This window comes from Nocardia wallacei, assembly GCF_029869545.1.
Lineage (GTDB): Bacteria > Actinomycetota > Actinomycetes > Mycobacteriales > Mycobacteriaceae > Nocardia > Nocardia wallacei_A.
Genome location: NZ_JARWQD010000230.1, coordinates 1 through 14,192, shown reverse-complemented (window position 1 = coordinate 14,192; position 14,192 = coordinate 1). Strand labels below are relative to the sequence as shown.

The 14,192-nt window shown below is 68.8% G+C and carries 16 protein-coding genes; 7 read left to right on the top strand and 9 right to left on the bottom strand.

The features are described 5' to 3' along the window. Nucleotides 1-93: 93 nt before the first annotated feature. The 4 genes from QH290_RS19575 to QH290_RS19560 all read right to left on the bottom strand — a co-directional run bounded on the left by QH290_RS19575 (nt 94) and on the right by QH290_RS19560 (nt 4,526). A complete protein-coding gene (locus QH290_RS19575; protein ID WP_280265083.1) occupies nt 94-1,557 on the bottom strand; it encodes an MDR family MFS transporter in 1,464 nt (487 codons plus the stop codon). A gap of 374 nt (nt 1,558-1,931) precedes the next feature. Then, nucleotides 1,932-2,702: a DJ-1/PfpI family protein gene (locus tag QH290_RS19570; RefSeq protein WP_280384378.1), complete on the bottom strand. Its 771-nt coding sequence runs from the start codon at nt 2,700-2,702 to the stop codon at nt 1,932-1,934. Further along, complete coding sequence (locus QH290_RS19565) at nt 2,699-3,700, bottom strand: GlxA family transcriptional regulator (protein ID WP_280384376.1); 1,002 nt, start codon at nt 3,698-3,700, stop codon at nt 2,699-2,701. The genes QH290_RS19570 and QH290_RS19565 overlap by 4 nt, the downstream gene beginning before the upstream one ends. Nucleotides 3,701-3,728: 28 nt before the next feature. Continuing rightward, nucleotides 3,729-4,526 (bottom strand): SAM-dependent methyltransferase, encoded by a 798-nt coding sequence (locus tag QH290_RS19560; RefSeq protein ID WP_280265080.1) that lies wholly within the window; start codon nt 4,524-4,526, stop codon nt 3,729-3,731. Between the two features lie 262 nt (nt 4,527-4,788). On the opposite strand from QH290_RS19560, the gene QH290_RS19555 reads away from it, so the two are divergent. Continuing rightward, a complete protein-coding gene (locus QH290_RS19555) occupies nt 4,789-5,682 on the top strand; it encodes a helix-turn-helix domain-containing protein (protein ID WP_280384375.1) in 894 nt (297 codons plus the stop codon). A 19-nt stretch (nt 5,683-5,701) separates the two neighbouring features. Here QH290_RS19555 and QH290_RS19550 read toward each other — a convergent pair whose 3' ends face one another. Both QH290_RS19550 and QH290_RS19545 read right to left on the bottom strand, forming a co-directional pair. After that, nucleotides 5,702-6,049, bottom strand: a complete 348-nt coding sequence (locus QH290_RS19550; protein WP_280261718.1) for an MmcQ/YjbR family DNA-binding protein — start codon at nt 6,047-6,049, stop codon at nt 5,702-5,704. A gap of 101 nt (nt 6,050-6,150) precedes the next feature. After that, nucleotides 6,151-7,089 carry a helix-turn-helix transcriptional regulator gene (locus QH290_RS19545; RefSeq protein WP_280261720.1) on the bottom strand — a complete coding sequence of 313 codons (939 nt, stop codon included), beginning with the start codon at nt 7,087-7,089 and terminating at the stop codon, nt 6,151-6,153. Nucleotides 7,090-7,183: 94 nt separating this feature from the next. Between QH290_RS19545 and QH290_RS19540 the strand changes: the two genes are divergently transcribed. Further along, nucleotides 7,184-7,582 (top strand): VOC family protein, encoded by a 399-nt coding sequence (locus QH290_RS19540; RefSeq protein WP_280384372.1) that lies wholly within the window; start codon nt 7,184-7,186, stop codon nt 7,580-7,582. Between the two features lie 342 nt (nt 7,583-7,924). After that, on the top strand, nt 7,925-8,545 hold the full coding sequence (locus QH290_RS19535; RefSeq protein WP_280261724.1) for a TetR/AcrR family transcriptional regulator: 621 nt from the start codon (nt 7,925-7,927) through the stop codon (nt 8,543-8,545). Here QH290_RS19535 and QH290_RS19530 read toward each other — a convergent pair. Next, entirely contained in the window at nt 8,521-8,898 is a 378-nt protein-coding gene (locus QH290_RS19530) for a DUF3237 domain-containing protein (RefSeq protein WP_280384370.1), read from the bottom strand. The two genes, QH290_RS19535 and QH290_RS19530, sit on opposite strands and share 25 nt — an antisense overlap. 198 nt (nt 8,899-9,096) lie before the next feature. On the opposite strand from QH290_RS19530, the gene QH290_RS19525 reads away from it, so the two are divergent. Next, on the top strand, nt 9,097-9,447 hold the full coding sequence (locus tag QH290_RS19525) for a hypothetical protein (RefSeq protein WP_280261727.1): 351 nt from the start codon (nt 9,097-9,099) through the stop codon (nt 9,445-9,447). Nucleotides 9,448-9,808: 361 nt separating this feature from the next. Here the strand turns inward: QH290_RS19525 and QH290_RS19520 are convergent, their stop codons facing one another. After that, nucleotides 9,809-10,552 carry an AraC family transcriptional regulator gene (locus QH290_RS19520; protein WP_280384380.1) on the bottom strand — a complete coding sequence of 248 codons (744 nt, stop codon included), beginning with the start codon at nt 10,550-10,552 and terminating at the stop codon, nt 9,809-9,811. A 100-nt stretch (nt 10,553-10,652) separates the two neighbouring features. Between QH290_RS19520 and QH290_RS19515 the strand changes: the two genes are divergently transcribed. The 3 genes from QH290_RS19515 to QH290_RS19505 all read left to right on the top strand — a co-directional run bounded on the left by QH290_RS19515 (nt 10,653) and on the right by QH290_RS19505 (nt 13,163). After that, on the top strand, nt 10,653-11,846 hold the full coding sequence (locus tag QH290_RS19515; protein ID WP_280264944.1) for an MFS transporter: 1,194 nt from the start codon (nt 10,653-10,655) through the stop codon (nt 11,844-11,846). Between the two features lie 208 nt (nt 11,847-12,054). Beyond that, on the top strand, nt 12,055-12,582 hold the full coding sequence (locus tag QH290_RS19510) for a DUF3558 domain-containing protein (protein WP_280264943.1): 528 nt from the start codon (nt 12,055-12,057) through the stop codon (nt 12,580-12,582). Between the two features lie 53 nt (nt 12,583-12,635). Next, nucleotides 12,636-13,163, top strand: coding sequence for a hypothetical protein (locus tag QH290_RS19505; RefSeq protein WP_280264942.1), 528 nt, complete (start codon nt 12,636-12,638; stop codon nt 13,161-13,163). 67 nt (nt 13,164-13,230) lie between these two features. On the opposite strand, the gene QH290_RS19500 is transcribed toward QH290_RS19505, so the two are convergent. Next, entirely contained in the window at nt 13,231-13,488 is a 258-nt protein-coding gene (locus tag QH290_RS19500; RefSeq protein WP_280384368.1) for a hypothetical protein, read from the bottom strand. Between the last annotated feature and the right edge of the window lie 704 nt (nt 13,489-14,192).

Here is a 14,192-nt window from a genome sequence, read left to right as displayed (position 1 = left end):
TCCCCCCCCCGCCCCCCCGGCCGCCGCCGCCCCCGCCCCCGCGCCCCGCCGGGGGCCCCCCCCCCCCCCCCCCCCCCCTGCTCGGCGGTTCGGTCAGCTCGCGACCAGCTCGGCCTCGGGCTCCCCGGCCTCGTCCGGCTCGTCCGGAGCGCTGGACCGGTTCGGCAGCAGCACCGCCATCACGATCACGATCAGCGCCAGGGCCGCAGAGACCCCGAAGGCCAGCTTCATACCGTCCAGGTGCGCGGCGATCGGCTCGATGCCGTCCGCGATCAGCGCCTCGCCGCGGGCGGACATCACCGTCACCACGAGGGCACTGCCGAAGGCGGCCGCCACCTGCTGCAGCGTGCCCAGCATCGAGCTGCCGTGCGAGTACAGGTGCGCGGGCAGCGCGCCCAGGCCCAGGGTGAACACCGGCGTGAAGGCCGCGGCCAGCGACACCATCAGCAGGATGTGCAGGGCGAGCAACTGCCAGTACGGCATGGTCAGCGAGATCTGGGTGAATCCGGCCAGCGCGGCCGCGATGCCGATCGAACCGGGAATCACCAGCACCCGCCCGCCGAAGCGGTCGAACAGCCGCCCGATGGTCGGGCCCAGCAGACCCATGGCCAGCCCGCCGGGCATGACCAGCAGGCCGGTCTGCAGCGGGCTCAGGCCGCGCAGGTTCTGCAGGTACAGCGGCAGCAGCAGCATCGAACCGAGCATCGCCAGGAAGGCGACCGCCATCAGGATCAGCGCCTTGGTGTAGGTGCCCGACAGCAGGGTGCGCAGGTCCAGCAGCGGAGTTCCGGTGCGCTGCAGCCGAATCTGGCGGAACGCGAAGATGCCGATCATGGCCACGCCCGCGGCGACGATCAGGGCGGGGGTGGCGACATTGCCGGTCTCGAAGCGGCTGAGCCCGTACACCAGGCCGCCGAATCCGAGCGCCGCGAACGCCACGCTGGACCAGTCGATCGTGCCGGTCTCCGGCTCGCCCACGTTCTCCAGGTGCCGCAGGCCGAACCAGGTGACCGCACCCGCGATCGGCAGCACCAGCACGAACAGCCAACGCCACGAACCGATTTGCAGCACCAGGCCGGAGATCACCGGACCCATGGCGGGGGCCACCGAGATGGCGAGGGTGACGTTGCCCATGACGCGGCCGCGATCGTGTTCGGCGACAACGGTCATCAGGGTGGTCATCAGCAGCGGCATCATCACCGCGGTGCCACCGGCCTGGATGATCCGGCCGATCAGCAGCACCGCGAACGACGGCGCGACCGCCGACAGCGCGGTACCGGCCAGGAAGACCCCCATCGCGATGGCGTAGGCGCGGCGGGTCGTGACCCGCTGCAGGAACCATCCGGTGACCGGGATGACGGCCGCCATGGTGAGCATGAACGCGGTGGACACCCACTGCGCGGCGCGCTCGGTGACCTCGAGATCGGACATCAGGCGGGGGATCGCGTTGATCATGATGGTCTCGTTGAGAATCACCACGAAGGTCGCGAGGACCAGCAGTCGGATGACTGTCGGGGTCCGCCGCCCGGTCGAGCGATCGGCGGTTTCGGCGGGCATGGGTACCTCCGGGGTGTATCTTCGAACAAGGACGTATGGGCCTGGGAACGAATCATCGGCGGTGATGATCGGGCCACACGTGATCAGACGGAGCCGATTCGCTCAACTCATCGGTTGCGTGACAGTATTCCCCGCGGCCGCGGGCGGAGTCACTCGGTTTTCCGTGTCCGCCCGCCCCGGCCGCGAACGAGACCGCCTGGTCGGCGGCGTTTCCCGGCTCCCGGGCGGTCGCGGCGTGAGCCTCGTCACGGCCGCTGCTCCGGTGGCCGGTCTCGCTGGCGAGGATCATCGTCGGGCTCCCGTGGTCGCATCGGTGTCTGCTGTCGACCAGCATCAAACATCAACAATGGTTTAGGTCAAGGGGTGTGCCGGAATCATTGCTGAGATTGCTGCAACAGCGTCCCGGCCCGCCTGCGCAGCTCCTCGCTCGCCCGTGCCGCGTTGCCCGCATCGAACGGAGGCTGCGGGTCGTATTCGATGCCCAGCTGGATGGCGCGGGCGGTGTCGTCGCCGGTGAGCAGCGCGGCCAGATACAGGGCCATATCGATGCCCGCGGAAACGCCTGCGGCGGTGAGGTATTTGTCCGATCGGACATAGCGCTGCGGCAGATACTTCACGCCGTAGGTGGACTGCAGATAGGGCCCGGCCGACCAATAGGTGGTGGCCTCGCGTCCCCGCAGCAGGCCCGCGGCGGCCAGGATCACCGCGCCCGTGCAGACCGAGGTGGTCCAGGCGGTCGTCCGATCGATATCCCGGATCCATTGCAGCAGAACGGGATTGCCGGTCGATTCGACCGTTCCGCGGTTGCCCGCCCCGGGGACCAGCAGCACGTCGAGGCTGTCGACATCGGCCAGGGCCCGCTCGGCGACGACGGCGACGTCGCCGGTATCGGTGCGCACCGGTCCCGGCCGCTCCGCGAGCATCGTCACCCGCGCGCCGGGCACCCGGGACAGCACCTCGGCGGGGCCGGTCGGATCGAGCAGGCTGAAGCCGTCGTACAGCACGATGCCGATCCGGGGCCCGGTGCCGTCCGGACGGGCGCGGGCCGGTGCCGCCGCGGCGCCGGTGAGACCGGCGGCGACGAGTGCGGCCGTGCCGCCCAGGACATGTCGGCGCGATGCGCTCGGGAGGGAGGAGGTAGTCACGCTGCCGAAGTGTCGCCGCCCGCGGCCCGCCGATCCGGTGTCGTGTCCGCGATCTTGCGCAACGTGTCGCCGGTCATGCCGTATCGGTCGAGCAGCGCGGCCCGCAGCGTCTGCACCGACCCGAAACCGCAGCGCCGGGCGATCGCCGCCAGCGGCAATTCGGTCGACCGGATCAGATGTGCCGCGGCCTCGGCCCGCACCCGGCGGATCGCGCGGGCCGGCGTGTGTCCGGCGTGCGTGGTGAACAGCCTGCTCAGGTGCCGGGTGCTGACCCCGGCGCGGCGGGCGAGCGCGGTGGGCGTCAGATCCTCCGCGAGATGGCTTGCGGCATAACGCATCAGGTCGCCGACCAGGCGATCCTCCGGTGCCGGTGCGGCCAGGAACATGCTGATCTGCTCCTGATCCGCGGGACGGTGCAGATAGGTGACCAGGATGCGGGCCACCGTACGCGCGGGCGCCGCCCCGTGGTCGTCCTCGATCAGCGACAGGGTCAGGTCCAGGGCGCTGGTGACCCCGGCGGAGGTGTAGATATTGCCGTCCCGGATATACAGCGGCGCGGTGTCGACGGCCACCGTCGGGAAGCGGGCGGCCAGGTCCTCGCCGTAGCCCCAGTGCGTGGTGACCCGGCGGTGCTCGAGCAGCCCGGCGGCCGCCAGCAGGTAGGTGCCGGTGCAGATCGAGGCGATGCGGCGGCTGGACCGGGCGAGGCGGCGGATCTGATCGAGTAGATGCGGATCGGCCGCCGCCCGTTCGGTTCCGGCGCCGCCGACCACCATCACGGTGTCGACGGGGCCCCGCACGGCCTCCAGATGCCCGCTGCCCAGCGTGATTCCGGCCGAGGTGCGCACCGCGTGCCCGCCGACCGACACGACCTCGACCCGGTAGGGCGGCCGGACACCGACCCGGTTCGCCATATCGAATGCCCCGCTGGGACAAGCGATATCGAGGATCTGTGCGTCGTTGTAGGCAACGATGAGCACCCGCCGGGCCGCCTCCATACCCGCCGACGGTAAAGCACGCCGCGGCTCAGGGCTTGCGCGCCACCCCGCCGTACGCGGCGATATCGCGCAGTCCGGCCAGCTCCAGCTCCGACCGGCGCCAGTGGGTGATCGGCCCGAAGCCCGGTTCGAGCAGTTCGAAGCCCTCGAACACGGCGCGCAGCTGGTCCTGCGTGCGGGTGTAGTACGGCACGCCGCCGGACTTGGCGTACTCCTCGCACATCTTCACGTAGGTGGGGCTGTCCACGGTGCCGTCCCAGTACACCAGGTAGCTGCCGGACGGGACCGCGTCCATCACGGTGCGGACGATCCGGAGCAGATCCTCGTAGGTGCGAGCGTGCCCGAGCACGCCCATGAACATCACGCCGATGGGCTGGGTGAAGTTCAGGATGTTGGCGGCGTCGGCGACGATCTGCTCGGGTTCGTGGAAGTCTGCCTCGATGTAGGTGGTGACGCCCTCGTGGGTGGTGCTGGTCAACAGGGCGCGCGCGTGCGTCAGCACCAGCGGGTCGTTGTCGACGTAGACGATGCGGGCGTCGGGGATGACGCTCTGCGCGACCTGATGGGTGTTCTGCATGGTCGGTAGGCCGGTGCCGATGTCGAGGAACTGTCGAATTCCGGCCTCGCCGGCCAGGTGGCTGACCGCGCGGATCAGGAATCGGCGGCTCTCGGTGGCCATCGTCCCGATGTCGGGATCGATCTGCAGACTGGCGTCGCCGACCTCGCGGTCGATATCGTAGTTGTCCTTGCCGCCCATCCAGTAGTTCCAAATGCGGGCGGAGTGAGGGATGTCGGTGCGGATCTCCGTGTTGTGCCCTGTCGGCATTGTGGGTCGGCTCCTCGTCGAGGTCCCGAGGTGGTGCCTCCGGCCTGCGGAGGCACGAACGGGTGATTGTCTGATCTGCCCAGTGACAGTACAAGATTGGGGAGTAGCCGACAGGCGGAACGCGGGGACGGTTCGAGATTTCCTGCAGAGAGGAACATACTGGTCAGCAGCCAGCGCGCGAGTATGATAGTCCTTCGACGCGGTGTCGTTCGCGGGTTTGCGGACATACCGCCGATGATCTTCGAGCATCGGAGCAGAACTCATGATCGCAGATTCCGTCCCGTTCCGGATCGGCAGCGTGGATTCGCTTGTCGCCGAACGCGGTCCGACGGCGCTGCGGATCGCCGTCGGGGGCCAGTTGCGCAAACTGCGCGAGCAGTGCGGGATCACGCGCGAGGCCGCCGGCGAACACATTCGCGGCTCGCACGCCAAGATCAGTCGTCTGGAACTGGGCCGGACCGGATTCAAGGAACGCGACATCCGGGACCTGCTGACGCTGTACAAGGTCACCGACCCCGGGGAGCGCGAGTCGTTCCTGGAACTCGTCCGCAAGGCCAACCAGCCCGGGTGGTGGCACCGCTACAGCGACCTGCTGCCGCAGTGGTTCGAGACCTACATCGGCCTGGAACACGCCTCGCATTCGATCAGAACCTTTGAGGCGCAACTGGTTCCGGGCCTGCTGCAGACCGAGGACTACACCCGCGCCATCGTATCGCTGGCACACGAGGAGTCCGAATCGGTGCGGCGGGTCGAATTGCGCCGCCGCAGGCAGGAGATCCTGGACCGCGACGGCGGCCCGACCCTGTGGGCGGTGCTCGACGAGACCGTGCTGCACCGCCCGATCGGCGGAAACGATGTGCTGCGTGGGCAACTCGAGCATCTGGTCGAGATGTCCGACCGGCTGAACGTGACGATCCAGGTGCTGCCGTACGCGGCGGGCGGCCATGCGGCGGCCGGGAGTTCGTTCACGATGCTGCGCTTCGCCGAGCCGGAACTGCCCGATATCGTCTACATCGAGCAACTGACCAGTGCGCTCTACCTCGACCGCCTGCAGGACCTGGAACTCTACCGGCGGGTGATGGACCGCCTCAGCGTGCAGGCCGAGCCCCCGGACCGCTCCCGCAAGATGCTGGTGGCCGCGGCCGAATCCCTGTGAGCGCGTCGACGATTCGCGGTTAGGCCGTGGCCTCGCGCTGTTTGCGGAGCTTGGCCGGAGCCGACAGCCACCACGCGGCGTCGAGCAGCTCGCGCAACTGCTCCGGCGCCACCGCGTCCAGGTCGATGAGGATGTACGGATAGCCGTCGTAGTGCGGTGTGGTGTAGAAGGCCGGATCGCCGGAGGCCAGCAGGGCCTGCTTCTCCTCCATCTCGCAGCGCAGCACCAGCCCGCCCTCGGCCTCCGACCGCAGCCGGGCAAAGCCCTTCCCCCCGACCTTCAGCGCCGGGCTACGCCACCAGGTCGATTCGGTCACCGACGGCAGCTCGGTCGCGATCGCCACCACCTCTTGCCATGTCAGGGTCATGCAGTCAGTGTGCTCCCGCCCCCACCGCCCGCCTTGGACAAATGGGAACATGTCGCCCCGCGGTCCACCTCCAACAACATTTTCCGGCATGCCGGAACGGCTCACCCGTAGCGTGCGACCAGTGCGGCGCCGAGGCGGCTCAGTTCGGCACGCACCGAGGGTGGTTCGACCACATCGATATCCGCGCCCCAGCCCGCGAGCTGTTGGGCGACCATCAGCGGGGTCGGGGCGGTGATGCGGAGCTGGATGCGGCCGTCGGCGATCGGGCCGTCCACGGTGCAGTGGCGGCCCTGCTGGTGCTGCAGGATCGGTGCGAGTTTTTCGGAGATCAGGACGGTGGCCGAGGTGGTCGACCGGTACTGCTCGACCTCGTCCACCACCTGCCTCCAGGCGGTGGAAAGCTCGAAATCCATTGGGCGCTCGAAGGTTTCTCCGATGCCGGTGGCCCCGACGATGCGGTCGACCCGGAAGGTGCGCTGCCCGCGGGCGGTCCCGGCGATCAGATACCAGAGGGCGTCCTTGTCGACCAGGCCCCACGGATCGACGCGCCGCCGCGAACGCTTGCCTGCCCGTTCGTACACCAGCTCGACCCGCTCCCGGCGCACCACCGCCTGTTGTAGCTGCTTGACCAGCGGCGGGACTGCCGTCTCCCGACCACCCCAGCCGACCGGATCGATCACCACCGCATCGGCCGCGGCCTCCGCCTCGGTGCGGAACGTTTCCGGCAACGCGCGCAACAACTTTCGCAGGGCCGATCGCACGCCGGGCGTGGCCGTGGCGGCGGGGCCGAGCAGCAGGAACAGCGCCTGCGCCTCGGGGGCGGTCAGGCCGCTGAGGTTGGTGCGGGCGCCGCCGACCAGCTCCCAGCCGCCGCCGCGGCCCGGCAGCGAATACACCGGGATGCCCGCCGCGGACAGCGCCTCCAGGTCGCGCCGGGCCGTCGCGACCGACACCTCGAGCTCCGCGGCCACCTCGGCCGCGGTCACCCGGCCACGGTTCTGCATCAGCAACAGGGTCGCCACGAGTCGGTCTGCGCGCACAGTCGAATTCTGCCCGGAAAAGTGCTCACTCGTTGAGCACTTTGGCTCGGATGATGAATATCAGCACGGGAACAGCAGAGGAAAGGAATCCCAGATGTTGCGAGGAATGGCCCACGTCGCGTTCTACGCCGACGATCTCGAGGCGGCCGAGCGCTGGTACGCCGAGGTGTTCGGGATCGAGGCCTACTACCACGTCCCCGGATACACCGAATTCCGCGTGGGCGACTACCAGCACGAATTCGGCCTCGTCGACCGCCGCTACCAGCCCCCGGGCAACCCGTCGACCCCCGGCGGCGAGATCCTGCACTGGCACGTCGACGACCTCCCCGCCGAATTCGACCGCCTGCTCACCCTGGGCGCCAAGGAATACCAGGCCCCCCGCGAACACGGCCCCGGCTTCGTCAGCGCCGCGGTCGTCGACCCCTTCGGCAACATCCTCGGCATCATGCACAACCAGCACTACCGAGACATCTACGCCGACCTCCACAGCTGACCCCGGCCAAAAGCACGCCGGGGATATGGGGGCGCGGGGGCGATGTGCCGGGGATGTGGGGGCGCGGGGGCGATGTGCTGGGGATATGGGGGCGCCGGGGCGGCGTGCCGGGGATATGAGGTTGCCGGGGCGGCGTGCCGGGGATATCGGGTCGCTCGGGCGACGGGACCTCGTCGTCCCCGCAATCTGTCGTTGCGGTGGCCTCTTGTCCCGGCGGTCTGTAATTGCGGGGCCTATTTCCCGGCGGTCTGTCGTTGCGGGGCCTTTTCCCGGCGTGTTTTTGGCCGGGATCTGCCGATGTTGAGTGATGGGCGGGGCGCTGGTTGGCATACGATCGGCCGTATGGATGGGCGGTTGTTGCGGGGGGTGCGGTCGCGGCGGCTCGTGACGCGGCGGGCGGCGGATATCGCGTCGGTCGATGGGCTGGCGGGGCTCAGTTTCGGGCGGCTGGCCGAGGATCTCGGGCTCAGCAAGGCCGGGATCCAGACCCTGTTCCGGACGAAGGAGCAGTTGCAGCTGGCCACCGTGGCGGCGGCGGGCGCGGTCTTCCTCGACACGGTCGTCCGCCCGGCGGCCGAGGCGCCGGAGGGGACCGCTCGCCTGCGGGCACTGGTCGATCGGTGGCTCGATTACGCGACCGAGCCGGTGTTCCCCGGCGGCTGCTTCTGGAGCGCCACCCTGCCCGAGTTCGACAGCAGGCCGGGGCCGGTCCGCGACGCCCTCGCGCAGCAGCACCGGGACTGGACCGCCGGTATCGCCCGCGAGATCGGCGCTGCGGTCGAGGCGGGCGAGGTCGCCGATCTGGATCCCGACCTCGTCGCCTTCCAGATCGTCGCCGTCCTCGAGGCCGCGAATGTCGCACTGCGACTGGGGGATACGAGCGGAATCGACAAGGCGCGCCGGGCCGTCGACGGCCTGCTCGGCGGGCCGCCGAACCGTCAGAGGACCCGGAAGAGCCGGTAGGCGATCCCGCCCTCGACCAGATAGCCGGACCCCACGCACACGATGTCGTTCAGCCAGGAGTAGTCCGGCGCGCCGGTCTCGAACAGCGCGGTCGTGCGGAAATAGTAACGGGCAGGGTCGATCTCGTATCTCCTGCCGGGATCGCCCATCTCCCCGCGCAGTGCGGGCGGGGTGATCCAGCGCCCGCCGTAGGTCAGGTGCAGCAGCGCGTCGTCGTGGGTGCGCAGGGTCAGCCGCACATCCAGCGACATGGCGCCGTCGGGCCGGAACAGCGCCCAATCACCGCCGCCCGCAACGACTTCGCCCCGCAGCCGCGGACCCTCGAACGTGCCCCCGGCGGCACCGAACAACACGCGCCGCCCGAACGGCCCCCTCCCCGATGTGCAGCGGGGCATTCAAGTCGATCACGACGTCGAACAGCAGCTCCGTCTCGAGCTGCCCGACATCCTTCATTCTGGAGTCCACGCAAAAAGAATGCGGTCGGCCGTATGTTTTGTCAAGGTTGGGAATCGCCCGCCCCCAACACCGGATTTCCGCCTACACTGGGCCGCGTGCGTGTTCGACGGCTCCTCGCCTTGACCCTGTTCGCCCTGGTCACCCCGTTCGGGGTGGCCGCCTGCAGCACGGAGGGCCAGGGCACCAAGACCGACTGCAACGTCAGCGGCTGCACCATCACCTTCGACCGCGGCGTCAACGCCAAGGCCAGCGTCCTAGGAGTGGACGCGGAACTCGTTGCTGTGAACGGCAATACGGTCACCATGAAGGTGGCCGGTCAACAGGTCGACGTACCGGTCGGGGAAACCGAGCCCGCCCAGCAGTTCAGCATTACGGCGCAGGAAGTCACCCAGGACAAGGTCGTCGTCAAGATCGGGACAGGCGTGAACACCAACCCCCCGTCCTGACTCGACCGGACGACGTCGAACCGGCGTGCTTCCGGGCCGAGAATTCCGGCTGGAAACATGCGGGCACAGCCGAGCGCCCATCGGCCTGATGGCGGTGCGCCCGTGGAGGTTCTTCAGATCAGAAATGTTCCGGCGGGATTCACCACCCGCCGAGGATCCCCGAATGCTGGATCGCGAGCGACTGCGCGCTGTCGGCGCCCATGAACGGCAGCAGCGCGAGGAAGACAACCATCGACATCGAAAAAGCTCCTACGTGTCTAGTCGGTTCCGATGGTTCCACCGTCTCAGATCGATCCGCCTTCGCGCACGCCGAATCACCGAATCGGACAGTGTCGAAATCCGGACCGCGCCTGAACAATCGCTATCCCGCGGTGCTGACCACCGCATTCGGCGCCGACCGATAGGTGCCGGGCGTGTGACCCAGGGTGCGCCGATACACATCGATGAACGCGCTCGGACTCGACCACCCGCAGCGGTGGGCGACCGCCGTCACCGCGACCTGTTCCGCGAGCAGTTGCGTGGCGCGATGCAGCCGCAGCTGGGTCCGCCACTGCGGGAACGTCATCGCGAACTCCGCGCGGAACAGGCGCGTGAGCGTGCGCTCGGCCGCCCCGACCTCGCGCCCGAGCGCGCCGAGGGTCCAGCCCACCGTCAGATCGCGTTCCACCAGCGCGCACGCCCGGCGCAGCCGCGGATCGCGGGCGGCGGGCAGCCGCAGCGGTTGCTCGGGGCTGCGCCGCAGCCGATCCAGCAGCACCCGGTGCAACCGCTGCGCCTCGGCGGCGGGCAGGTCGGGCTCGGTGGAACACGCGATGATCAGCTCGCGGACCAGCGGTGAGACGGTGAGCACCGAGGGCCGGGTGCGCTCGTCGAGACCGTCGGTGAAGGCGACGCAGTGGAATCGCGTGGGGCCGTAGAAGTGATGCTCGTGCCAGCAGCCCGCGGGAATCCAGATCGCGCGGTCGCCCGGAGCGATCCAGCACCCGGCGTCGGTGCGCACCTCGACCGCGCCGCAACTGGTGAACACCAATTGGTGCTCAGGATGCCGGTGCCGCTCGATCCGCGAGCCGCCGGGGTGCCGGCGGGCCAGCGTCGGGGCGGCCATCTCCTGGCGGTTTACAGACACAACTTGGCATTTTATCGGAAGCTCGCCTGTCGCCGTCTTCCTACGCTGACTCCTCGTAGCGGCGACGAAGGAGGCAACGATGGTGAGCACTCGGACCGCGGACCCCGCCACCGGCCCGGTGTCCGCGTGGAAACGGATGCGGCACTGGGTCGTCGCGCACGCGGTCGACGATTTCTATCAGGGCCTGGTGCCCGCCAGTATCCCGTTCTTCGTGCTCGAACGCGGGTACAGCTATGTGGCGGCGTCGGGGCTCGCCCTCGCGGCCACGCTGGGAAGCTCACTCCCGCAGCCGATTCTGGGTGTTGTCGCCGATCGGTGGAAGCTGCTGTGGCTGGCGCCGGCGGGGCTCGCGGTGGCCGGAATCGGCGCCGGGCTGGCCGGTCTCGCGCCCGCCTATCCGCTGGTGTGGATCCTGTTGTTGCTGTCGGGCCTCGGCGTCGCCGCGTTCCATCCCGCCGCCGGGCGCGATGCGCGCCGCGACGCCGGAAACAGCGCCACCGCAATGAGTCTGTTCGCCGCGGGCGGCAGCGTCGGCTTCTTCCTCGCGCCCGCACTGGCCACGCCCGCGCTGGTCGCGCTGGGTGTCGGCGGGACGGCGGTGTTCATCGCACCGGCCGTGCTGATGGGTTTCGTGCTGTGGCGCCACCAGCAGCGGCGCACCGCCACCGCGGTGGGCACGGCGCCCGCGGACGGCCGCGATCGGTGGCTTCCGTTCGCGGCGCTCACGGCGGTCGAGATCGTGCGCTCGGTGATCTACTTCGGGATGAACACCTTCATCGCCCTGTACTGGATCAACCATCTGGGCGCCTCGCAGACGCTGGGCGGCGTCGCGCTGGCGGCCTTCCTGGTCGGCGGCGTCGCCGGAACCCTGCTCGGCGGCCGCATCGCCGACCGCGCCGGAATGCTGCGCACCATCCAGATCGGCGGCGTGCTGGCGGTTCCCGCGCTCGTGCTGCTGCGGGTGGTGCCGAGCCCGCAGTTCGGGCTCGCGGCGGCGGTGCTGGCCGGAATCTCGGTCAATATCCCCTTCGCCGTCCTGGTCAAGCTCGGCCAGGACTATCTGCCCACCCGCCCCGGAACCGCCGCCGGGGTCACCCTCGGCCTCGCCGTCAGCGCGGGCGGCCTGTTCATGCCCCTGTTCGGCACCCTCGCCGACGCCCGAGGCCCCCAGGCCGTCCTGACCGTCCTGTGCTTCGTCCCGATCATCGGCACCGCACTCGGATTCCTGCTGCCCGCGCCGACGAACAGCACTGGTGGCCAAGCGGATTCGTGAAGGTCCCGCGGTCGCGGATCGGAGATATCGTCGGGAAGTACGATCACGTGTGATGGTTCGGTTGCTTTGCGGGCGGGTGACCTGCCCGGTACCGTCTAGCTGACTCGACAGGGGGCGGAGTGCCGGTCCCGGCCCCGGTGAGACGGTACCGGCGCGAGAGGACGACATGAGCAGCTGGGGGAGCGTAGTTCGGGGAGTGGCTCTCGGCGTGGGTGCCGTGGCGCTGGTAGCGGGCTGTAACTCCGATGGCGGGTCGGGTGGCGAGTCGACCACGGCGGCGGCTACTCCGACGATCGCGCCGGATGTGCCCGCGGGGTTCGATGCGTGCAAACTGCCCCAGTCGGTCGTGCAGTCGGAAGAGTTGAAGAACCCGCGTCCCGATACGAAAGATGGTGCGGGGGGCATCAAGTGGCGTGGCTGCGGTTGGGTTCAGTCCGATGGCTACGCTGTCACCATAAGCACCACCAACATCAGTCTGGCGATGGTGCGGGCCAACAAGGACTTCACCGTCGCCGAGGAACTGTCGATCGCCGGACGCCCTGCGGTCACCTATCGTCCCACCGGTCAGAGGACGCCCGAAGAGCATTGTTTGCTGAGCGTCGAGGTCAAGGGCGGCAGTCTCGAGATCAGTCCCATCAATCCGCCGAGCGCCAAGAAGTCTCGCGGACAGGACTCGTGCGATATCGCCAAACGCTTGGCAGACGGGATCGTTCCCGCGATCCCGTCTACGCTCTAGGCTGAAGCGGATATTCGGCCGGAACCGGAAATCATTGGGGAGGAACACCGATCATGGCTGACGACGCGGCACCACCGCCTGCGAGTCCTTTGGCGGACGCGATCAAGAACGCGCAGGATGGCAACCTGACCGTCAACTTCAGCCAAGGCAGCCCGGATAGCGTTCGAATCAACGCCGACGAGTTCGTGTATATCGAACGGGACTGCCAAGCCTTCAAGGACGAGATACGAGATTTGCAACGTGTCGCGCAGAACATCTCGGACCGCGATCGCTGGGGTCTCGGTGAGACTACCGACGGTATGAATTCGGCCAACACGCTGGTGAGCCGCTTCCGCGGTAAGGCCAAGATCGTCAACACTGCAACGGATACGGATAATAACGTCTACGACATCCTGGAAAAGCATTACAAGATCGTCGACGACATTGAAACTCTCCACCGCACGATCGCTGAGAAGTTCATGCAGCAGGACCAAGCCTTCGCTGCCCGGTACAACGAGTTGAAGGCGACGTTGGAGCCCAGTCCGATCGGTACGCCTATGCAGCCGGGCGTCACGACTCCTGGTGTGGGGCAGTCGAAATGACCGGTAACGAGCCGCCGAAGATCGGAGACAAGGCGGAGCATGTCGACAACTGGGATCACTGGAAGATCTACGATTCGTTCAGTCCGTTGGTCACGGACGAAGCGCACAACGGTGCGATGGAGTACTCGGAGATCGCGCAGCGGTGGAGTTCGGCCGTAAGCTTTTTCGCGGGCCGGATCAGGCATTCCAGCGAGGCCGCATGGGACGGATTGGCGGCGGAGGCTTCGCGGGCGGCGATCGCGAAGTACGCGCAGCAGGCCCTGGACCTGTCGCAGCCGCTGAATGCGCTGGCCGCGCGGGTGACATCGGCGGTCGAGGGCGTCAACAAAACCCGGGATTCCGTGGACAAGCCACCGGACGGGGGATCCCGGTTCAACCCGAAGACGTGGAATCTCGGCATCTACCACGGGCCGAATTCGCAAGCGGTGCGCAACGATTGCGAGAATGCCGCCAGAGATGCCATGCGGAACTATTATGTTTCGACATTTGCGACGGCAGATACTCAAATTCCGATTCTGCCGGTGCCGGACAGTCCCGCCGACCCGTTGTATAAGCCACCGGAGAACAAGAACGAGGGAATCGTTCCCACCGGACCTGGGCCAGGTCCCGGTCCGGGGCCAGGGCCGGGGCCTGGCTCCCAGGACCCCGCCAATCCGCAGGGCACGACCGAGGAGCCGACCCAGCCGACGTCGCAGGACCCGTCGGCCACCCTTCCGACGGGCCTGGGGCAGCTGACTTCTCCCGAGGGGACAGCCACCACGCCCAGCGGAGTGAATGCGGCCGGTACACCGACCACCTCCAGCGGATTCGGCGGCTCCGGCCCCGGGGGGGGGCGGGGGGGGGGGGGGGGGGGGGGGGTGGGGGGGGGGGGGGGGGTTTTTGTGGGGGGGGGCGGGGGGGGGGGGTGGGGGGGGGGGGGGGGGGCGGGGGGGGGGGGGGGGGGGCGGTGGGGATTTTTAAGTGGGGGGGGCGGGGGGCGGGGGGGGGCCCCCCGCGGCCGCGGGGGGGGGCCGGGGGGGGGGGGGGCGG

Bases quoted from the DNA above. Each gene is read 5' to 3' on its own strand.
- QH290_RS19575 (WP_280265083.1), bottom strand. From the start codon at position 1,557: ATGCCCGCCGAAACCGCCGATCGCTCGACCGGGCGGCGGACCCCGACA.
- QH290_RS19565 (WP_280384376.1), bottom strand. From the start codon at position 3,700: ATGGAGGCGGCCCGGCGGGTGCTCATCGTTGCCTACAACGACGCACAG.
- QH290_RS19560 (WP_280265080.1), bottom strand. From the start codon at position 4,526: ATGCCGACAGGGCACAACACGGAGATCCGCACCGACATCCCTCACTCC.
- QH290_RS19555 (WP_280384375.1), top strand. From the start codon at position 4,789: ATGATCGCAGATTCCGTCCCGTTCCGGATCGGCAGCGTGGATTCGCTT.
- QH290_RS19550 (WP_280261718.1), bottom strand. From the start codon at position 6,049: ATGACCCTGACATGGCAAGAGGTGGTGGCGATCGCGACCGAGCTGCCG.
- QH290_RS19540 (WP_280384372.1), top strand. From the start codon at position 7,184: ATGTTGCGAGGAATGGCCCACGTCGCGTTCTACGCCGACGATCTCGAG.
- QH290_RS19535 (WP_280261724.1), top strand. From the start codon at position 7,925: ATGGATGGGCGGTTGTTGCGGGGGGTGCGGTCGCGGCGGCTCGTGACG.
- QH290_RS19520 (WP_280384380.1), bottom strand. From the start codon at position 10,552: ATGGCCGCCCCGACGCTGGCCCGCCGGCACCCCGGCGGCTCGCGGATC.
- QH290_RS19515 (WP_280264944.1), top strand. From the start codon at position 10,653: ATGGTGAGCACTCGGACCGCGGACCCCGCCACCGGCCCGGTGTCCGCG.
- QH290_RS19505 (WP_280264942.1), top strand. From the start codon at position 12,636: ATGGCTGACGACGCGGCACCACCGCCTGCGAGTCCTTTGGCGGACGCG.